The organism is Rhodanobacter sp. K2T2 (assembly GCF_013408815.1).
In the GTDB taxonomy this organism is placed as follows: domain Bacteria; phylum Pseudomonadota; class Gammaproteobacteria; order Xanthomonadales; family Rhodanobacteraceae; genus Rhodanobacter.
Genome location: NZ_JACCCA010000004.1, coordinates 63,791 through 82,449 on the forward strand (window position 1 = coordinate 63,791; position 18,659 = coordinate 82,449).

Below are 18,659 nucleotides of genomic sequence, written 5' to 3' on the forward strand. Positions count from 1 at the left end.
CTTCGGACGCAGATACGGCGCCCTACTCAGAGGCGACGATCTTCGATATCGCTGACCTTGCCGTCCACGATCGTCACCGTGGTGACGTGATCGTCGCGCCGGTATTGCCACTTTTCGCCAATGCCTTCGTCGGATAGAACGCGCACTCTGCCGCGCCTGCTCCGCCAGCCGTTGATGGAGTGACTGCTCCGCGAACTGCGGCTGCGTGATTTATGCGAAGGCTTGCCCAACAGCTCGGTCACGCGAACCTCGCTGTCGCCAGCGGTCAATACCTGGTTGCCGACGCGCAAGGTGCTGACGGCCTGAACGGTGGTACTCAGCGCAAGCGCTGCACCACATGCGGAAAACACAACGTTACGCGGAATACGCATGACATCTCCTTGTCTGCTTGAAGTCCTGAGTTTATTGCGAGCCTAGCGAGATCGTGGCGCTTCGATGTCAGGCTTGTGCCGCCAGCCTAGTAGGTCTGAGTATTCTTAATACGTCTGACTTTCCTCAATATTGGCGACTCGGCCACCGACAATCGTGATCGTCACCACGCGCCCGCTATCGCGCTTGTACTGCCAGCGTTCGCCGACATACGCGCCGTACTGATTCTGCAAGGGTTCCTTGTAGACCGGCGTACCCAGCAGGTCGATCACATGCGCAACCGGGTCGCCGGCAGTCAACACCTGCTGACCGATGCGCAAGGTGTCATTCGCATGGATGCCGAGGCTGATTGCCAATAGCGGTACCCACAGTAATGGACGCATGGTGCTCACTCCTGTATGTCATCGGCCGATCGAAGGATCCTGCCTCGCTTCCCTAGTTGCGTGGCGAATGAGTCCGCGCTCCCGTCGCAGCATATCCGAAAATGACTGCCTGTCCGAAGCCAGCACGGCTCATCAGAAACCTCTGTTCGACAACTCGTTTTCACGGCGATCATATCTGCATCGACCCTGACTACCCCCGCCCCTGGGAGGAATGCGCCGGCCAGTTGAAGCGATGCCGCTCTACCTGATGATCGAATCGCCACGAACACCTTTATAGGCATACGCCGGTCAACGTCTCCAGCGCGCCAAGCCGTCCACTGCGCGTTTCATCCGCCCACCGCTGCAAAGAGTTACGACGCCGTGCCGGCCAGGTTGTCCATATCCAGATGGATGCTGTTAAGTCGAGGTAGCTGTCTGCGCAGAGCGAGCGCCGACTCGGGTGGCAGTTCGGCAACCACCCTTTCAAAGGCATGCAGCAGACTGCTTTCGCCGTCCGACAGTTCGCGAATCCAGGCCACATCGCGATGCGAAGCCATACGGGTCAACGAGCCTGCAATATGACGTCGCATGGCCCCGCGCATGGTGCCGGATCGGCTGGGCTTGCCGCCGCTGGCGTGCAGCTGCGCCTGCAAGTCGCCGATCATGGCGGCCAGCGTCTGGGCGTTTTCGTCGAGGACCACCTTTAAGCCGGGTTCGCAAGACGATGCTGCGTGCCGATACAGCTGCAGCAGATCGATGCTGCGCTGGATCAAGGTGTTGTAGGTGCTCTGCGGCAACGTCGGGGATATCGAGGACATGGCCACCTCCTGAGGATGGGCTGTTATTCCTGCCTATATCCTCTGCCCGGGCGACTTAGCAACACATAAATCGGCTGTAATCGGCAGAACTCCGGTCAGGCTGCAGTCGGCTGCGTGCCGCAGGTGCTGCCTGAAAGCCGATTACTGCTTGGTCTGGATAAGGTCCAAAGGCTGACCGTTGCTGGTGCGCACGCCCTCCTGCAATTCGCTCAGCGCCTCAATCGACGGGCATAGCGACTGGATCTGCGGGCGCAGCGCCTGCATGCGCCGCAACAGGCGCGGCTGGATCTGCGTAGCAAGGCCGGCGGCCTGATCGCGCAGGGCCGACGCCGCCTGCAGATCGCCGTTCAACGCCGCATCGATAGCCTGCTGTCCCATGTCGCTGGCAATCAGCGGCATCAGGTCGCCGGCAATCTGATTGGCGTATTGGTTGATGGCATCGCCGTTCCAGTCGTGCGTACTGCGGCTGGCGGCGATGCGCTGCTTGAGTTCTCTGGCGTGGTCGCTCAGTCGCTGATCCAGCTCGGCTCGCGTGGCCGCACTCAGATGCATGCTACTGGCCTCGGCGCGTACCGCCTGCACCGCCATGTCCACGCCGTTTTGCGCGACAGCACGCACGCGCGGTGCCAGCGCTCGCAGGTCCCGCTCGAACAAAGTCATGCGATCCTGATTTTCCGCATTGAGCCGCACCGTGACGCCATCGGTGCGCAGTAAGCCGCGTTGAATCTCGACCCGCGATGGCGCGGGCGTGGCGCGGTCGAAAACGACGCTGTCGGCATTGAGCGTGACGTCGTAGCTGCTGGTCGCATGGCAGGTGGTAGCGAGATCCTGCGCGCTGAGTGGTGCAGCGCTCAGCAGGAGCATGGACGCGGCAGCGAAACGTGGAAAATGCATGGGTGTTATTCATTGAGAAAGTGCGTCAGCGATACCCCGCGAGCGGCGAACCCCTGCTGAATGCGGCACGGGGCACATGCCTTCTCATCTGACCGGCATGTCGGCCCGCGCGGCGGCGCGACGGGTCGCCGACATCACGCGCCGGCCAGTGGCGTCTTCAGCTCCAGTCCCTGATCCAACTGATAGATGCCGCCGGCGGGGGAGGCATCGGGGCTGGCCGACATCAGCCGATTTTTATCGGACCACGGGATGATCTCGCGCGGACCGGGTATGTAGCTTTGCCATTTGCCGTAGGTATCTTGCGGTGGTGGAGTGCCGTTGACCGAGAGATTGAAATTGACCGGCACACGCGCCACCCAGTACGGGTCAGCCGCGTGCTTGCCGACGGACGGCGGATTGAACGTCCATTGGCGCAACGCCCTCAGCGCCGCCTGGGAAAGATCGTGGCGAAACAGATTCATGTCGCGTTCGCTGGCATACACGCCGAGATTGACCTGTTCGGTCGCGGCATAGATCACGTTGCCGTCCCGGCCGATCTTCAACAGCACATACACCGTGCCCGTCACTCGCGACTGGATCTCGCGATCGGGATATCTCGGATTTTCGGCGGTTTTCTTGCTGACGGTTTCGCCGGGTGTCTCACCGCTCTGGCCGAAATGCGCACCTTCGATGTCGATGGAAGCGTGCTGATCGTCGACGCGTTTCGCCACCACGCGCAAACTCATTTTCGCGCGCGCTTCCACCGGAGCGCCATCGACGACGACCGGACTGAACTCCCAGGTTGGGATATTTTTCTGCAGCAGGTCGACCACCGGCGCCGGCAGCTTGTCCTGCTGATCGATGGCGAAGCTTTTGATCTTTCCCTCGGGAGTGACGTCGATCTGGCCTGTCACCAGCATGCTCGCCTGAGCCTGCTTGAGTACTTCACTTGGGCCGGCGGCCAGCGCCGCGCACGACAACAACAGTAACAACAGACCCGACAGCGACTTTTTCATAACGCCTCTCCTTGGTGATAGCCGACTTTAGCCTAAGAGCCTGTTGACGAGCTCCCAGCGCGAGGCAAGGGGAGATCGTGAACGGGCTCTAACGCCGCGTCCGAAACTGCGCGCGCACGGCGGGGTTACCAAGCTTCCAGGCCAGCCAGAGCGACGCGAGGCAGCCGATCGCCTTGAATGCCAGCGCCAGCTGATAGCCTCGCTGCAATCGCACCAGCATCTGCCCAGCAGCCGTGCCCTGCTGCTGGGCCTGCGCCAGGATGGCGGCGCTATTCGCAGCAAGGGCCTGCAGATCGCGCAGCTGCAGATATCCGGTGATCAGCAGCCAGATGGTCAGAAGCACTGCCGCCACGCGCATGCACGGCCTGGCCCAGGCCTGGCGCATGATGCAGCCGGCGCAGATCACGATAAGCGCGAACACAACCAGCAGATACGCCGCGTCCCACCCGAGCATGCCATGAAGCGCATCGAGCTCGGCGGGCTGCAGAGAGAGGTTATCGCGCAGCTGTTCCCACACATTCTGCATATGCCTGACGTACTGCAGAGAGCCGAACGCCGATACCAGCAGCAGCATCCACACCACCACGCGCCACAGCATCGGTCGACGCGCGCGTGCCGGCCGATCGGAAGGAGCGACGACAGCCATTACGGCGCGGCTTTGAGTGCGGCTAGATCGGTCAGCACCTGACCGGCGTTTTTCTCGGGATCGACGTCGACGTAGATCTTGGCGATCCGGCCCTGCGGGTCGATCAGGAACGTGGTGCGTTTGGCGTAATGCACGCCGTTGTCCGAGGTCAACACGCCATAAGCCGTTGCCACCGAATGATCGGAATCGGCCAGCAGGGGGAACGGTACGTGGTATTTCGCGGCGAATTCGGCGTGCGACTTCACATCGTCCAGGCTCACGCCGACCACGCTGGCACCGGCCTTACGAAGCTTGAGGACATCGTCGCGGAAAGTGCAGACTTCCGTTGTGCAGCCGCCGGTGAAATCCTTGGGGTAGAAATACATCACCAAGTAATGACCGTGGAAACCGCTCTGCGTGACCCACTTGCCGCTCTGATCCTCGAGACGGAAAGCGGGAGCTTTCTGCCCGACCTGCAGTCCGGCGACGCTATCGGCCGCAAGGGCCGGCGTGACGATACCAGCGATCGGCGCCAGACAAAGAATCCACGCCAACAAACGGGACAGACGACGCATAACCGAATCTCCAAACAGGAAGGTGTGCAAAAGCCAGCGGGAGAGTGTACGCGCTCAAAAGCGAAGGGCGCCATGCGGCGCCCTTCGTCGGATCATCCAATCCAGCTATATGCCAGTGATCAGCGCGGCGAAATGGTGAACTTGCCGGCCGAAATGCCCAGGTTCACGCCTTCACCCGTACCGGCCAGCGCCAGCGAGGTGGTGCCCTTGGTCAGGACCTGAGCATTGGCGCTCTTGACGAGACCGGCATCCGCACCAGCCTGTGCGTAATCGCCGAACACGTCCTTGATCCCGTTGACCGTGCTGATTTCGCCGGTGCCGTTGGTGATCTTGTACTTGCCGGCGGTCAGACCACCGCCGACGACGGCAATTTTCACGCTCGAGCGCTGACCGTTGTCGCAACGGATCGTACCGTTACCTTCAGCGTGCTTGTAGATCAGCGACCAGCCCGAGAGGTTGAAGCGCAGATGGCACTTCACCGTGGCCGTATCGGCACGGGCGCTGGAGGTTGGCAGAATGGTCATGCCGCCGGCAGCAAGGGCCAGTACGAGGGCGGCCGTTCCAAAAGTACGCTTGATCATCGTCATCTCCTTAATTTGATTGCATGAGGGTTTGGTGGAATATCGTGCCGATGCGATTTTGGAGCCTTCACAAAAGTGAAGCCGCGTCAGGGGAGTCAAGATTGTTCAGATGCGCGTGATGGCGATGTGCACGAACCTGCGATCATTCAGGTTCCTGACCGAGCGCGGCGATCCGGCGCTCCCGAGACGCCGAGTGGCGCGACGGCATGGCATTTCCAACCGGCTTGTTTCGCGGCAAAGTAATCCTGAGCGCCGACTTTCTGGCATCGTCGCGAGTAACAGGTGCGCCCATTTTTTCGCCAGTCTTCGCCCATCGTGACACAAGGAAACTTATGGTCAGGTATTCGCTGGTTGGCTACGACGGTTCCCAGGCATCGCGGCGCGCGCTGGATTTTGCGGTTGAGTTGGCGCGCGTGAGCGGCGGGCGCGTGCGCGTGGTGTCGGTGCTGCAGGTAGCCGAGGGCGGGGTGGATGCATGCACGCTGATGATGGCCGACTCCGGCGCCCGGCGTGTACAGGAGCTGCATGACGAACTGGCGCAAATCGTGCCGGATGCCGCGACCTTGCTCGACATCGAGCTGATTCATGGAAGCCCCGGCGACGTGCTGCTCGGCCAGATCGATCAGCACGGAGTCGACCACATCGTGATCGGCCATACCGAGCGAGGCGCGCTGGCGCGTTGGCTGATGGGTTCGGTGTCGGGCAACGTCTTGGCCCGCGCGCATGTGCCGGTCACCGTGGTTCGCTAAAGGTCGCACGCTGGAACATCACGGCACCGCACGTAGCGGAGCGCGCTCACCCTGTCGACGATAACGCGGTTGCCTGCACCTGCCGGCAGAACTCAGCGCGCAAGACAGGTGGGCGAGCGTTAATCCAATGCGCGGATCAGGCCGTATGCTGTCGCATCGACTTTCGAACGCGCGGCCTGCGAGCCTCAGACCTTGCCGCGGCAGCGTTTACGCATCACTGACGGGAAACGGCACGTTGAGCTATCACCCACTGCCCTGGACTCTGGAGAGTCTCGATTTGGACAACATCCAGGTCGCACGCATACGCCACAACGAGGATCTGTTTTTTCTGCTGTGCAGTTCTTCGTTCGTGGAAAGCGGTTCGGATCTGTACACGCAAAACCTGGTCGACCACTTTGCCGGCGATGAAGAATTGCAGCGCTGGCTCAGCGAGCACTGGGAACACGAAGAGCTGCAGCACGGCCGCGCGCTGACGGCCTATGTGCGCAAGGTCTGGCCGGAATTCGACTGGGACAAAGGCTTCGCCGCGTTCTGGAACGACTACGCCGCCGTGTGCACGTCGGAGCAGCTGGAATCCAACCGCGGGCTGGAACTGGCGGCGCGCTGCGTGGTGGAAACCGGCACCGCCAGCCTGTATCGCGCGCTGCACGACATCACCGACGAGCCGGTACTGAAGCAGCTGACCAACCACATCAAGAGCGATGAAGTGCGCCACTACAAGCACTTCTACCAGCACTACCGCGCCTACCGCGAACGCGAGGGCTTCGGGCGCTACAAGGTATTTCGCGCAATCCTTCGCCGGGTCAACGAGATCAAGAGCGAAGACAGCGACATCGCCCTGCGCCACGTCTTCAACCAGTGCTATCCGCAGCACCTGGGCGACGAAAAGGAGTTTCGTCGCATCAGCGATCGCGCGCAGGGGCTGCTGCGCCGGCACCTGCCGGCCGAGATGACGGTAAAGATGCTGCTCAAGCCGCTCGACCTGCCGGCCCGACTGCTATCGGCGCTGGAAAAACCGTTGGCGCGCATCACCGAGAAGCTCTTTCTGCACTGAGCGCCCCGGTCGGCGAGCGATAGGCGCCTGACGATATCAAGCGCCCGAGGCTGCCGGGCGCTGATCTTCTTCAACCTTCCGCTGCGCCTGCTGCACGGCCTTCAGCTGTGCCATGTCGATCGGCCGTATCTGTGAGATGACGCAGGGTATACGGGGAGACCGGGTGATGACGCGATCGAAGCCCACCTGGACCTGCCCCAGATTGGAGGTGAGCCCGATGCCGTTGGTCACCTGCAGATTGGCGCAGGCATCCAGATCGAGCAGATAAGCTTCCTTGAGCTTGGTGTAGACCACCAGCTGGGTATCGCTCAGCGGCTCCCAGGAATACAGCGGACTGAAGAAGCGAAAGCTTTTCACCGGCGCGCCAGCGGCGGCCGTATAGGCGGCCAAACGATCGCTGGTACGCTTGGCATAGGGCACGTTGGAGCAGGCAACGAGCAGGCCGGCGAGAACCGATGCCGCGATAAAAGACCGACTTTTCATGGCGAATCTCCGCTCTACGAGGTGATGGGCGCTACCGACAACGCGCCAGCGGCTGACCGGCTGACGCCATGCGCGACATTCACGCTGTTGTAGTCCGCTCAGGCCCAGCGGCGCCTGAACCGAAGCCGATGACGCGGCTATTTTTTCTTGCCCTTGCCTACGCTGACCCACTTCGACGGATCGAACCCGCCGACCTCGTAGACCAGCGCCTCTTTCTTTTCGCCGTCGACCAGGGTCACGTTCATGGTGATTCTTTTCGCCTTTTGCAGCATGGCGATAAACGCCTTGTCGTCGCGGATCATCAGCGCCGGTTCGCCCGTGGTCGGCGCGAATGCCTTGATGCCGACCGATTTGCCGTCGACCGTAGTGGCAATGGTGCAGTTGGCGCGACAGACGAAGCCGTGGCCTTCGCCGTACAGAAACGCGTTCTGACCCCACTGTGTATGTCGGCGCAGCACCAGCCGCACCCGACCGTCGCCGGAGGGCTGGCTGCTGTCGATGGTGGCAGTGGACTGGGTACCGCCTTCCATCGGCGAGACCTGATAAAGCCACAGCGCTGCGAGTCGGTTCTTTTCGCTGAAGGTTTTGTAGCGAGCCTCGATCGCCGGCAGGCTCTGCGCCACTTCGGTGGCCGCTGGGGTATTTGGGTAATGGTCGAGAATGTCGTGGCCCATCGACACGACCATCTCGTCGTTCTTGATGCGCAGCAGCTCGCGATACGTGTTGAGCTTGTCCGCCGCCTCGGCGTTCACCGCCTGCTGCGCGTTGGGCGCTGCGGGCGCATTCGACTGGCCGCCCTGCGGCGAACAGGCGGCGAGCAGCCAGGCCGCGCCAAGCAAGGCCAGGGTGGAGCGATACGAAAAGGATTTCATCGGCAGGCATCCATCAACGACAGGAGCGTAGAGTGGAACCAGCCGGCGGCTTCATGCAACCGGGGCCACTCGGGCGGGAGTGATCGGCGCTTCGCCGAAGCGATCGCGCAGGGCCGCGCGGTAGCGTCGGCTGCAGGGAATTTTCGCGCCATCGCGCAGTTGCAATCGGGCGTCGCCGGTGTCCAGCGGCTCGATCTCGGCCAGGTAGTCGAGATTGACGAAGTAGCTGCGGTGCACACGAACGAAACGCGTTGGGTCGAGCCGGTTCTCGATCGTCGCCATGGTGGCGCGCAGCGGGTAGTCGCGCCCACGTACGTGCAGGTTGACGTAATTGCCCGAAGCCTGCAGCCATTCGATCTCGCACGCGTTGACCAGAAACTCCTTGCCCAGCTTGCGCACCAGAAAGCGCTCCGGCCGCTCGATCGGCTCCACCGGTGGGCCCGCATCCGGCGCCGCCAGCAGCCGCGCCTCGCCCTGCAGCCGCAGCAAGGCCAGCCGATACAGCCAGACCGTAGCGATGATGCCGAAATAGCTGCGCACATCCTTGAGGTATTCGTACCCGAAGTTGCGCCACCAGGGACCGAAATCGTAGTGCGAACCGGCGTAGGCGTAGCAAAGCTTGCGCAGAGCGACCATACCGCCGACGTGGGCCAGACTGAACAGCACACTGGCCATCAGATGCAGCGGCAACGTCTGTCGCCATGCACTCACCCGCAGCGGCCAACGCCGCTCCACCGCGATCACGACGGGAACCAGCGCCAGCAACAACAGCGAGCTGCTGCATTCCCAGCACCACGGCTGCCAGGCCGGCAGCGCAGGGTGGTCGATCTGCGCGGTCACCGAGTTGAACAGCATGCTCAGCACGTAGGAAACCGCCCACAGGCCGATCTCGAACGGTCGGCGCCAGCGCAGGTAATCGTCCAGAGTAAAACGATGCCGGGAAATCATGCCGGGCATTCTACGGAGTGGATGACGCTTTGGGCCGGCCTTCGTCCCCGCCATCCACCGTTCGTCACTCAAACCTCGCCACCGGTCACTTTCGACGAGGCAAAAACCCGCGATGGCTTCACGCTGGTCACTTCTTGAACACCGGACCCTGCCATGAACCGCCGCCACGATATCGATGCTTTACGGGTGCTCGCCTTTGCGCTGCTGATTTTCTATCACCTCGGCATGCTGTACGTAGCGCCGCTGTCCGACTGGCGCGGCATGCCCCTGCACAGCGCGCATATGGCGCAGTGGCTGCAGTACCCGATGCTGTTCGTGAACCGCTGGCGGATGGAGCTGCTTTTTCTGATTTCCGGCCTGGCCGTGCACTTTCTACGCGGCAGACTCAGCCTGTCTCGGCTGGCGTGGAAGCGCACCGTTCGCCTGCTGCTGCCGCTGGTGTTCGGCATGCTCGTGGTGATGCCGATCCAGCCATATGTGCAGGCGGTAACCGAAGGCACTGCCGTCGATGGCTTCGGCCCCTTTCTTTTGCATTACTGGACCGGCGGCCGTGCAGCCGGTCTGACCTGGGCGCACCTGTGGTACCTGCCCTACGTCTGGCTGTACACGATGCTGCTGTTGATCCTGCTGCCGGCGCTGGAGTCGCGCCTTGGCAGGCGCCTTCACGCGAGTTGCCTGCGGCTGCGTGGCGCGAGCCTGCTGGTGCACCCGGTGCTGCCGCTGTTCGCGTACGGCGTGCTGCTGTCCTGGCGCTATCCGGAGACCCATGCGCTGGTCGGCGACTGGTATGCGATGGCGCTCTACGCCACCATGTTTTTCTACGGCTACCTGCTCGGCACCGACACCGCGCTGTGGACCGAACTGGCGCGGCTGCGGCGCTATTCGTCGACGCTGGCGCTGGGCTGTTTCGCGCTGTATCTGTTCCTCGACAAATTGGCCGGTCAGTACATCGATCAGAACATCCATAACTACGCGGTGCTCATCTTGCTCAAGCTGCTCCACGTCTGGCTGCGCTACAGCTATACCTGGATCGCGATCGCCGCCGTACTCGGCTGGGGCCACACGCTGCTCAACCGCCCATTCCGCTGGCTACCGTATGCGCGCGAGGCGGTGTATCCCTGGTACATCCTGCATCAGAGCCTGCTGCTGTTTTTCGCCTGGCAGGTGATGCCGCTGCATCTGGGGCCGCTGGCCGAACCGCTGCTGATTCTGCTGGGCACGGTGGCTGGCTGCGCGCTGCTGCACGAGTGCCTGATCCGGCGCACGCGCTGGCTCAGGCCGCTGTTCGGGCTCAATCCGCTGCCGGCACGCGAGCGGCCTGCTGTCAGCACCGTGCTGACAGCAGGCGTGAAATAAGGGCTTGGATGCGGCACCTTCTTTTTGCAGGAGCACGTTAGCCACCGATGCGGGCACTGACGATTTGCCGCGCTATGCCAGCCAGCGCGATGGCACGATACTGTCTGGCCTGACCAGGACATTCGATGCCAGCCCGCCCACTACGTTCGGATTCGCTGTTCCACCATCCCGCCTTCGTGGCGTTCTGGTTTGCGCGGATCGCCTCCGGCTTCGGCTTCCAGATGCTTTCGGTGGCGGTGGGCTGGCAGATCTATGCCATCACCGGCCGCGCGTTCGATCTGGGCCTGATCGGGCTGGTGCAGTTCATTCCCTCGGTGCTGCTGGCGCTGCCGGCCGGGCATATGGCCGATCAGTTCGACCGTCGCCGCATCGTGCTGATCGGCCAGATCGTGGAATGGGTGGCGATCGCCGCGCTGGCCGCGCTGACGCTTTCGCACAACATCCACGAAATCGGCATTCTCGCGCTGGTGCTGGTCATCGGCGTAGCCAAGGCGTTCGAGTTTCCGGCGCTGCAGTCGATGCTGCCGGCGCTGGTGCCGCCAGCGATTCTGTCGCGGGCGATGGCGATCAACAGCTCGGCCGGTCAGGCCGCCATGATCATGGGGCCGGCGCTGGGCGGCTTTCTGTATGTCGCCGGCCCGGGCGTGGTCTACGCGGTTTCCGCCATTCTGTATTTGGTCGCCGCCGTGATGATGAGCCGCCTGCGCTACGAGCAGGCGCCGCCGCGGCGCGAACCGGCCACGCTGAAAACGCTGTTCGCCGGCGTGCATTTCATCCGTGCGCGCAAGGACGTGCTGGGCGTGATTTCGCTGGACTTATTCGCGGTGCTGCTGGGCGGCGCCACGGCGCTGCTGCCGATTTTCGCCAAGGACATTCTGCACACCGGTCCCTGGGGCCTGGGCCTGTTGCGCGCATCGCCCGCGGTCGGCGCGCTGCTGATGTCGCTATGGCTGGCGAAGCACACCATGGAGCGCCGCGTGGGCGCGATCATGTTCGCCTGCGTGGCCGGCTTCGGCGTGGCAACGCTGGTGTTCGCGCTGTCGACGACGCTGTGGCTGTCGATGGCCGCGCTGTTTGCGCTGGGCGCATTCGACATGGTCAGCATGGTGATCCGCGGCGCGCTGGTGCAGCTCGATACGCCCGACGAGATGCGCGGGCGCGTCAGTGCGGTGAACGCGATCTTCATCAACACCTCGAACCAGCTGGGCGAATTCGAATCCGGCATGCTGGCGGCATGGATGGGCGCGGTGCATGCCACCGTGCTCGGCGGCGTCGGCACGCTGGTGGTGGTGGGGCTGTGGATGGTGATGTTTCCCACCTTACGTCGACGCCAGCGCTTGCAGACGGAAACGGTTGCCGCCGAGCAGCCTTCGAACGAGGCTTTATAGTGCCCCGACTACGCAAGCATGGGCGAAGCACAATCATCAAACCGCCACGCGCGAGTTCGCTACGCTGCAGCCCTTCCGACGCACGACGTCGCCCCTCCCTGTCGTAAAGCCACCGATGGAACCCATGCCATGATCGTTCTTCATCACCTCAACAACTCGCGCTCGCAGCGCATCCTGTGGCTGCTGGAAGAGCTTGGCGTGCCGTACGAAGTGAAGCGATACCAACGCGATGCGAAAACGATGTTGGCGCCGCCGGAGCTGCGGAAAATCCATCCGCTGGGCAAATCGCCGGTGATTACCGACGGCGACGTCACCCTGGCCGAATCCGGCGCGATCATCGAATACCTCGCCGAAACCTATGGCGACGGTCGTCTACTGCCGCCGGCCTGCACGTCGAACCGTTTGCGCTGCACCTACTGGCTGCATTACGCCGAAGGCTCGGCGATGCCGCCACTGCTGCTGAAGCTGATATTTCGTCGCGTGGAAACCACGCCGATGCCGTTCTTCGTGAAACCCATCGCCAAGGGCATCGCGCACAAGGTGCAGGACAGCTTTGTCGATCCACAGCTGAAGCTGCATCTGGAATATCTGGAGGGCGAACTGGGCAAGAGCGCCTGGTTTGCCGGCGACGCGTTCAGTGCCGCCGACATCCAGATGAGCTTTCCGCTGGAAGCATTTGCCGCGCGCGGCGGTCTCGATGCCCAGAGCACGCCACGGCTGTGGGCGTTCCTGCAGCGCATTCACGCCATGCCGGCCTATCAGCGCGCGCTGGAACGTGGCGGCGAATACAGCCTGGGCTGAAGGCTGAACGAAAGGTAGCGACGACGTTCGCCGTCTACGTCGTGCTCACGATTCGCTGGGCATTCTTTTCGTCCACACTTGGAGGAAAGCAGTCATGGGTAACCGAGATATTGAACGTCAGATTCGCGCCGCCGGTGAACGTGCTGGCGACCGCGTGCGCGGTTACGCCGACGACGCAGCCAGCGGCGCACAAAACCTTTTTGAGCGCGGCCGCAGCGTTACCGAGCGTGCGGTCGAGCGTTTCAGCAAGAAGGGCGACAGCTACAGCCGCCGCCTGACCAACGCCGCGGAAGATTTTGCCGACGAGGCCAACTACCACTACCGTCGTCTGCGTCGTCAGGTGAACCGCCATCCGGGCGCCACCGTGGCGATCGTGGCCGGAACGATTGGTGCCTTCATCCTGCTTCGCCGCGCGTTCCGCAGCGACGAGGATTGATCAGCGGCACGGCATTCCGGCCGTGTGACTACTGCCGGAATGGACGCCAAAAAAAAACCGCCGTCATGGCGGTTTTTTTTGCTCGTTCGAAGCCCCCGTAACGGTCAAACCGTCTGCGGGTTGGGCTTGTCCTGGTCGAGCTTGTACTCCTTGATGGCGCGACTGACGTCCTTGGCGTTGACCTTGCCGTCCTTCGCCAACGCCGCCAGCGCCGCGTGCGCAATCCAGTAGCGATCAACCTCGAAGAAACCACGCAGGTTGGCGCGCGTATCCGAACGGCCGTAGCCATCCGTACCGAGCACCGTGTAGCGCATGCCGTCCGGCATGAAGGCGCGCACCTGATCGGCGAACTCGCGCACGTAGTCGGTGGCGGCAATCGCCGGACCTTGGCGACCTTCCAGCAAGCCGGTGATGTACGGCACACGCTGCGTCGCTTCCGGATGCAGGCGGTTCCAGCGCTCGGCGTCGAAACCGTCGCGGCGCACTTCGATAAAGCTGGGCACCGACCAGATATCGGACTTCACGCCGAAATCTTTCTCCAGCAGTTCGGCCGCGGCAATCACCTCGCGCAGAATCGTGCCCGAGCCGAGCAGCTGCACGCGCGGCTCGCCTTTCTTCGGCTTGCCACCGTCCTTGAACAGGTACATGCCCTTGATGATGCCTTCCTCGCTGCCTTCGGGCAGGTCCGGATGGCTGTAGTTCTCGTTCATCACGGTGATGTAGTAGTAGATGTCTTCCTGCTCCTGCATCATCCGGCGCGTGCCGTCCTGCAGGATCACCGCGACCTCGTAGGAGAACGTCGGGTCATACGACTTCACGTTGGGGATCGCGCCGGACATCAGGTGCGAGTGGCCGTCCTCATGCTGCAGGCCCTCGCCATTGAGCGTGGTGCGGCCGGCGGTGCCGCCGATCAGGAAGCCGCGTGAGCGCATGTCGCCCGCCGCCCAGCACAGGTCGCCGATGCGCTGGAAGCCGAACATCGAGTAGTAGATGAAGAACGGCAGCATCGGCTGGTCGCTGATCGAATAGCTGGTCGCCGCGGCCATCCACGAGGCCATGCCGCCGGCCTCGCTGATGCCCTGCTGCAGCACCTGGCCTTTCTGATCTTCGCGGTAATACAGCAGCTGATCGGAATCCTGCGGGCGATACTTCTGGCCGAACGGCGCGTAGATGCCGATCTGCCGGAACATGCCTTCCATGCCGAACGTGCGCGCCTCGTCGGCGACGATCGGCACCACGCGCTGGCCAAGCTGCTTGTCGCGCAGCAACAGGTTGATGCCGCGCACCAGCGCCATGGTGGTGGAGATTTCGCGCTCGCCGGTGCCCTTGGTGATCTGCTCGAAGGCGGCCAGCTCGGGCGTCTTCAGTTTCACCTCGGTCTTGCGACGACGCTGCGGCAGCGAGCCGCCCAGAGCCTTGCGGCGCTCCAGCATGTACTGCACTTCCGGCGAATCCTTGCCCGGGTGGTAGTACGGCACGTCCTTGAGCTGCTCGTCGGTGATCGGAATCTGGAAGCGGTCGCGGAAGTGGCGCACTGCCTCTTCGTCCAGCTTCTTCTGCTGATGGGTGGGGTTCTGCGATTCGCCGGCCGCGCCCATGCCGTAACCCTTGACCGTCTTGGCCAGAATGACAGTGGGCATGCCCTTAGTGTTGGACGCCGCGTGGTACGCCGCGTACACCTTGTGCGGATCGTGGCCACCGCGATTCAAGCGCCAGATGTCGTCGTCGCTGAGGCTGGCGACCATCTCGCGCGTTTCGGGATACTTGTTGAAGAAGTGCTCGCGCGTATACGCGCCGCCGAACGCCTTGCAGGCCTGGTATTCGCCGTCGACGGTTTCCATCATCAGCTTGCGCAGCACGCCCTTGCTGTCGCGCGCGAGAAGCGGATCCCAGTAGCTGCCCCAGACCAGTTTGATCGCGTTCCAGCCGGCGCCGCGGAACACGCCTTCGAGTTCCTGGATGATCTTGCCGTTGCCGCGCACCGGACCATCGAGGCGCTGCAGATTGCAGTTGATCACGAAGATCAGATTGTCCAGACCCTCGCGACCGGCCAGCGAAATCGCGCCGAGCGACTCCGGCTCGTCGGTTTCGCCGTCGCCGAGGAAGCACCAGATCTTGCGGTCGCTGGGCGGCACCAGACCGCGATGCTCCAGGTACTTGAAGAACTGCGCCTGATAGATCGCCTGGATCGGACCCAGGCCCATCGACACCGTCGGCACCTGCCAGTAATCCGGCATCAGCCACGGGTGCGGATACGACGACAGCGCGCGGCCCTTGCCGGCGACTTCCATGCGGAACAGATCGAGCTGATCCTCGGCCAGGCGACCTTCGAGAAACGAGCGCGCGTAGATGCCCGGGCTGGAATGGCCCTGATGGAACACCAGATCGCCCGGATGATCGGCCGACGGCGCGCGCCAGAAATGATTGAAGCCGACGTCATACAGCGTGGCGCTGGAGGCGAAGCTGGCGATATGGCCGCCCAGCTCGCCGGGCTTGCGGTTGGCGCGCACCACCATCGCCATCGCGTTCCAGCGGATCAGCGTGCGGATGCGCCATTCCATCGCGGCGTCGCCGGTCATCTTCGCCTCGTGACCCGGCGCGATGGTGTTGACGTATTCGGTGGTCGGATCGAACGGCAGATAGCCGCCCGAACGGCGCGTGTTGTCGACCATGCGCTCGAGCAGGAAGTGCGCGCGCTCGGTGCCGTCGTGCTGAATCACGGCGTCGAGCGAATCCATCCACTCGCGGGTTTCGGTGGGATCGATATCCTGATTGAGGATGTCGTCGAGCTGATCCATGGGGGATTCTCCGCGGCGCTATGGCGGCGCCAGGCCTGAAGGGGGATGCCCGACGCGGGGATCGTCGGGACCAAACACCCATTCTAGCCGCTGGCAGCGGGAGCCGCCAATTCGATAATCCATGCGTCGGCGCATGGTGATGCGGCATTTACGCCGGATATCTCGACCTAACGAGATCCGGCGTCGCCATCATTCCACCTGGCGATTGCTCGCCCGAATCTGCGCTTCGACGCACGCGACCGCGCTCATATTGACGATGCGACGCACGGTCGACTGCGGCATCAGGATGTGCGCCGGCTTGGCCACGCCCATCAGGATCGGACCGATCACCACGCCGTCGCTGAGCATGCGCGTCATGTTGTACGCGATGTTGGCGGCGTCGAGGTTCGGGAACACGAAGACGTTCGCCTTGCCCTCCAGCCGCGAGTTCGGAAACAGCTTGTCCCGCAGTTCGGGCGTCAGCGCCACGTCGGCCTGCATTTCGCCTTCCACTTCCAGCCGCGGCGCCTTGGCACGGATCAGTTCGAGCGCCTTGCGCATCTTGGTCGCACCACAGCTGTCGCGGCTGCCGAAGTTGCCGGCGGACAGCAGCGCGATCTTCGGCGTGATGCCGAACAGCTTCAGGCGGATCGCCGCCTGCAGCGTGGCCTCGGCGATCTGCTCGGGCGTGGGATCGTCCTGCACGTGGGTGTCGAGATAGAAGAAGGCGCCCTTTTCGGTCGATACCGCCGCCATCGCCGATGTCCCGCTGACGCCCGCGTCCAGTCCGATAATTTGCTCGATGTTGGTCAGCTTGCTCTGGTACTGGCCGATCAGGCCGCAGATCATGCCGTCGGCCTCACCGCGCTCGACCATCAGCGCCGCGATGATCGTCGGCCGCGTGCGCACCAGCGCCTTGGCCATCGACGGCGTCACGCCGCGGCGCTCCATCAGGCGGTGATAGTGCTGCCAGTAATCGTCGAAGCGCGGATCACTGTGGATATTGCACAGCTCGATGTCCACGCCGACCTTCAGCCGCAAACCGGCGCGCTTGATGCGCTTTTCGATCACGTCCGGGCGGCCGATCAGAATGGGCCTGGCCACGCCTTCGTCGACCACCACCTGCACCGCGCGCAGTACGGTTTCCTCCTCGCCCTCGGCATACACCAGACGCTGCGGCGCAGATTTGGCGCGCTCGAACACCGGCTTCATCAGCAGACCGGTGCGGAAGACAAAGCTGGTGAGGTGATCGTTGTAGGCGACGAAGTCGGTCATCGGTCGCGTGGCCACGCCCGAATCCATCGCCGCCTGCGCCACCGCCGGCGGCAGCTGCAGCAGCAGGCGCGGATCGAACGGCTGCGGAATGAGATATTCAGGACCGAAGCTCGGCGGCTTGCCGCCGTAGGCGCGCGCACTGACGTCGGAGGATTCACGCCGCGCCAGTGCGGCGATCGCCTTGACGCAGGCGATCTTCATCGCCTCGTTGATCACCGTGGCGCCGACATCCAGCGCGCCGCGGAACAGATACGGGAAGCACAGCGCATTGTTGACCTGGTTCGGATAATCCGAGCGCCCGGTCGCCATGATGCAGTCCGGCCGCACGGCCTTGGCTTCCTCCGGGGTGATCTCCGGATTCGGGTTCGCCAGCGCGAAGATGATCGGCTGCGAGGCCATCGTCGCCAGCATCTCGGGCTTCAGAATGCCGCCGGCCGAAAGACCCAGAAACACGTCCGCGCCGTCCACGATTTCGGCCAGCGTGCGGAACTTGGTATCGCGCGCGTAGCGCTGCTTGTCCGGGTCCAGATCGGTGCGCTCGCTGTGCAGCACGCCGTCGCGATCGAATGCCAGAATGTTCTCCGGTTTTGCGCCGAGCGCCACCAGCATGTCGACGCAGGAAATGCCCGCCGCGCCCATGCCGGTCGTCGCAATGCGAATGTCCTCGATGCGCTTGCCGACCACCACCAGCGCATTAGTCAGCGCGGCGCCGACGATGATCGAGGTGCCGTGCTGATCGTCGTGGAATACCGGAATCTTCATCCGCTCGCGCAGCTTGCGCTCGACGATGAAGCACTCCGGCGCCTTGATGTCTTCCAGATTGATGCCGCCGAAGGTCGGCTCCAGCGAGGCGATGATGTCGACCAGCTTGTCCGGATCGGACTCGTCGATCTCGATGTCGAACACGTCGATGCCGGCGAACTTCTGGAACAGCACGCCCTTGCCTTCCATCACCGGCTTGGCCGCCAGCGGGCCGATATTGCCCAGGCCGAGTACCGCGGTGCCGTTGGTGATCACCGCAACCAGATTGGCGCGCGCGGTGTATTCGGCCGCCGTACTCGGGTCCTCGACGATCGCATCGCAGGCCGCGGCCACACCCGGCGAGTACGCCAGCGACAGATCGCGCTGGGTCAGCAGCGGCGTTGTCGGGGTGACCTTGATCTTGCCGGGGCGCGGCAGGCGGTGATACTCGAGTGCGGCAAGACGCAGTTCTTCGGGGAGGGACATCGGCGGCGTTTATTTGAGTGGGGAAGGGGCGACACTCGCCTTGGCGGGTGGCTTTTCATGGTATCACCGCGGCG

The 18,659-nt window shown here is 63.2% G+C and carries 19 protein-coding genes; 6 read left to right on the forward strand and 13 right to left on the reverse strand.

Translation table 11 applies throughout. The features are described 5' to 3' along the window. Positions 1–26: 26 nt before the first annotated feature. From HDE78_RS07845 to HDE78_RS07880, 8 genes are all read right to left on the reverse strand, one after another. Entirely contained in the window at positions 27–371 is a 345-nt protein-coding gene (locus tag HDE78_RS07845; RefSeq protein ID WP_179477991.1) for a DUF2845 domain-containing protein, read from the reverse strand. 105 nt (positions 372–476) lie between these two features. Continuing rightward, positions 477–752 carry a DUF2845 domain-containing protein gene (locus HDE78_RS07850; protein WP_179477992.1) on the reverse strand — a complete coding sequence of 92 codons (276 nt, stop codon included), beginning with the start codon at positions 750–752 and terminating at the stop codon, positions 477–479. 350 nt (positions 753–1,102) lie between these two features. Beyond that, positions 1,103–1,549: a PA2169 family four-helix-bundle protein gene (locus HDE78_RS07855; RefSeq protein ID WP_218862157.1), complete on the reverse strand. Its 447-nt coding sequence runs from the start codon at positions 1,547–1,549 to the stop codon at positions 1,103–1,105. A 141-nt stretch (positions 1,550–1,690) separates the two neighbouring features. Continuing rightward, positions 1,691–2,443 carry a DUF2884 family protein gene (locus HDE78_RS07860; RefSeq protein ID WP_179477993.1) on the reverse strand — a complete coding sequence of 251 codons (753 nt, stop codon included), beginning with the start codon at positions 2,441–2,443 and terminating at the stop codon, positions 1,691–1,693. A 134-nt stretch (positions 2,444–2,577) separates the two neighbouring features. Further along, positions 2,578–3,438, reverse strand: coding sequence for an energy transducer TonB (locus tag HDE78_RS07865; RefSeq protein ID WP_179477994.1), 861 nt, complete (start codon positions 3,436–3,438; stop codon positions 2,578–2,580). Between the two features lie 88 nt (positions 3,439–3,526). Then, complete coding sequence (locus HDE78_RS07870; RefSeq protein WP_179477995.1) at positions 3,527–4,084, reverse strand: hypothetical protein; 558 nt, start codon at positions 4,082–4,084, stop codon at positions 3,527–3,529. After that, on the reverse strand, positions 4,084–4,638 hold the full coding sequence (locus HDE78_RS07875) for a peroxiredoxin (RefSeq protein WP_179477996.1): 555 nt from the start codon (positions 4,636–4,638) through the stop codon (positions 4,084–4,086). The genes HDE78_RS07870 and HDE78_RS07875 overlap by 1 nt, the downstream gene beginning before the upstream one ends. Before the next feature lie 119 nt (positions 4,639–4,757). Further along, on the reverse strand, positions 4,758–5,219 hold the full coding sequence (locus HDE78_RS07880; RefSeq protein ID WP_179477997.1) for a hypothetical protein: 462 nt from the start codon (positions 5,217–5,219) through the stop codon (positions 4,758–4,760). Positions 5,220–5,551: 332 nt separating this feature from the next. Between HDE78_RS07880 and HDE78_RS07885 the strand changes: the two genes are divergently transcribed. Together HDE78_RS07885 and HDE78_RS07890 are read left to right on the forward strand one after the other, a co-directional pair. Next, positions 5,552–5,968: a universal stress protein gene (locus HDE78_RS07885; protein WP_179477998.1), complete on the forward strand. Its 417-nt coding sequence runs from the start codon at positions 5,552–5,554 to the stop codon at positions 5,966–5,968. Positions 5,969–6,203: 235 nt separating this feature from the next. Continuing rightward, entirely contained in the window at positions 6,204–7,022 is an 819-nt protein-coding gene (locus HDE78_RS07890; RefSeq protein ID WP_179477999.1) for a ferritin-like domain-containing protein, read from the forward strand. Between the two features lie 36 nt (positions 7,023–7,058). On the opposite strand, the gene HDE78_RS07895 is transcribed toward HDE78_RS07890, so the two are convergent. The 3 genes from HDE78_RS07895 to HDE78_RS07905 all read right to left on the reverse strand — a co-directional run bounded on the left by HDE78_RS07895 (position 7,059) and on the right by HDE78_RS07905 (position 9,325). Next, a complete protein-coding gene (locus HDE78_RS07895; RefSeq protein ID WP_179478000.1) occupies positions 7,059–7,505 on the reverse strand; it encodes a DUF6491 family protein in 447 nt (148 codons plus the stop codon). Between the two features lie 137 nt (positions 7,506–7,642). After that, positions 7,643–8,377 carry a hypothetical protein gene (locus HDE78_RS07900; protein WP_179478001.1) on the reverse strand — a complete coding sequence of 245 codons (735 nt, stop codon included), beginning with the start codon at positions 8,375–8,377 and terminating at the stop codon, positions 7,643–7,645. Positions 8,378–8,428: 51 nt separating this feature from the next. Beyond that, complete coding sequence (locus tag HDE78_RS07905) at positions 8,429–9,325, reverse strand: LytTR family DNA-binding domain-containing protein (protein WP_179478002.1); 897 nt, start codon at positions 9,323–9,325, stop codon at positions 8,429–8,431. Positions 9,326–9,478: 153 nt separating this feature from the next. Here HDE78_RS07905 and HDE78_RS07910 point away from each other — a divergent pair, with 153 nt between their 5' ends. The 4 genes from HDE78_RS07910 (at position 9,479) to HDE78_RS07925 (ending at position 13,306) form a co-directional block, all read left to right on the forward strand. After that, the gene (locus tag HDE78_RS07910; protein WP_179478003.1) at positions 9,479–10,681 is read left to right on the forward strand and encodes an acyltransferase family protein; all 1,203 of its coding nucleotides are present in this window, start codon (positions 9,479–9,481) and stop codon (positions 10,679–10,681) included. Between the two features lie 125 nt (positions 10,682–10,806). Continuing rightward, positions 10,807–12,069, forward strand: coding sequence for an MFS transporter (locus tag HDE78_RS07915; RefSeq protein ID WP_179478004.1), 1,263 nt, complete (start codon positions 10,807–10,809; stop codon positions 12,067–12,069). Between the two features lie 129 nt (positions 12,070–12,198). Further along, positions 12,199–12,870 carry a glutathione S-transferase gene (locus HDE78_RS07920; RefSeq protein WP_179478005.1) on the forward strand — a complete coding sequence of 224 codons (672 nt, stop codon included), beginning with the start codon at positions 12,199–12,201 and terminating at the stop codon, positions 12,868–12,870. 94 nt (positions 12,871–12,964) lie between these two features. Next, positions 12,965–13,306, forward strand: a complete 342-nt coding sequence (locus HDE78_RS07925) for a hypothetical protein (protein ID WP_179478006.1) — start codon at positions 12,965–12,967, stop codon at positions 13,304–13,306. 104 nt (positions 13,307–13,410) lie between these two features. Here the strand turns inward: HDE78_RS07925 and aceE are convergent, their stop codons facing one another. Together aceE and HDE78_RS07935 are read right to left on the reverse strand one after the other, a co-directional pair. After that, positions 13,411–16,104: a pyruvate dehydrogenase (acetyl-transferring), homodimeric type gene (gene aceE / locus HDE78_RS07930; RefSeq protein WP_179478007.1), complete on the reverse strand. Its 2,694-nt coding sequence runs from the start codon at positions 16,102–16,104 to the stop codon at positions 13,411–13,413. A 189-nt stretch (positions 16,105–16,293) separates the two neighbouring features. After that, positions 16,294–18,585, reverse strand: a complete 2,292-nt coding sequence (locus tag HDE78_RS07935; RefSeq protein WP_179478008.1) for an NADP-dependent malic enzyme — start codon at positions 18,583–18,585, stop codon at positions 16,294–16,296. Between the last annotated feature and the right edge of the window lie 74 nt (positions 18,586–18,659).

Excerpts from the sequence above, each read along its gene's own strand:
- HDE78_RS07885 (WP_179477998.1), top strand. The coding sequence starts at position 5,552 with ATGGTCAGGTATTCGCTGGTTGGCTACGACGGTTCCCAGGCATCGCGG.
- HDE78_RS07920 (WP_179478005.1), top strand. The coding sequence starts at position 12,199 with ATGATCGTTCTTCATCACCTCAACAACTCGCGCTCGCAGCGCATCCTG.
- HDE78_RS07865 (WP_179477994.1), bottom strand. The coding sequence starts at position 3,438 with ATGAAAAAGTCGCTGTCGGGTCTGTTGTTACTGTTGTTGTCGTGCGCG.
- HDE78_RS07875 (WP_179477996.1), bottom strand. The coding sequence starts at position 4,638 with ATGCGTCGTCTGTCCCGTTTGTTGGCGTGGATTCTTTGTCTGGCGCCG.
- HDE78_RS07925 (WP_179478006.1), top strand. The coding sequence starts at position 12,965 with ATGGGTAACCGAGATATTGAACGTCAGATTCGCGCCGCCGGTGAACGT.
- HDE78_RS07855 (WP_218862157.1), bottom strand. The coding sequence starts at position 1,549 with ATGTCCTCGATATCCCCGACGTTGCCGCAGAGCACCTACAACACCTTG.
- HDE78_RS07900 (WP_179478001.1), bottom strand. The coding sequence starts at position 8,377 with ATGAAATCCTTTTCGTATCGCTCCACCCTGGCCTTGCTTGGCGCGGCC.
- HDE78_RS07870 (WP_179477995.1), bottom strand. The coding sequence starts at position 4,084 with ATGGCTGTCGTCGCTCCTTCCGATCGGCCGGCACGCGCGCGTCGACCG.
- HDE78_RS07905 (WP_179478002.1), bottom strand. The coding sequence starts at position 9,325 with ATGATTTCCCGGCATCGTTTTACTCTGGACGATTACCTGCGCTGGCGC.
- HDE78_RS07850 (WP_179477992.1), bottom strand. The coding sequence starts at position 752 with ATGCGTCCATTACTGTGGGTACCGCTATTGGCAATCAGCCTCGGCATC.
- HDE78_RS07915 (WP_179478004.1), top strand. The coding sequence starts at position 10,807 with ATGCCAGCCCGCCCACTACGTTCGGATTCGCTGTTCCACCATCCCGCC.
- HDE78_RS07860 (WP_179477993.1), bottom strand. The coding sequence starts at position 2,443 with ATGCATTTTCCACGTTTCGCTGCCGCGTCCATGCTCCTGCTGAGCGCT.
- HDE78_RS07845 (WP_179477991.1), bottom strand. The coding sequence starts at position 371 with ATGCGTATTCCGCGTAACGTTGTGTTTTCCGCATGTGGTGCAGCGCTT.
- aceE (WP_179478007.1), bottom strand. The coding sequence starts at position 16,104 with ATGGATCAGCTCGACGACATCCTCAATCAGGATATCGATCCCACCGAA.
- HDE78_RS07935 (WP_179478008.1), bottom strand. The coding sequence starts at position 18,585 with ATGTCCCTCCCCGAAGAACTGCGTCTTGCCGCACTCGAGTATCACCGC.
- HDE78_RS07895 (WP_179478000.1), bottom strand. The coding sequence starts at position 7,505 with ATGAAAAGTCGGTCTTTTATCGCGGCATCGGTTCTCGCCGGCCTGCTC.
- HDE78_RS07880 (WP_179477997.1), bottom strand. The coding sequence starts at position 5,219 with ATGATCAAGCGTACTTTTGGAACGGCCGCCCTCGTACTGGCCCTTGCT.
- HDE78_RS07910 (WP_179478003.1), top strand. The coding sequence starts at position 9,479 with ATGAACCGCCGCCACGATATCGATGCTTTACGGGTGCTCGCCTTTGCG.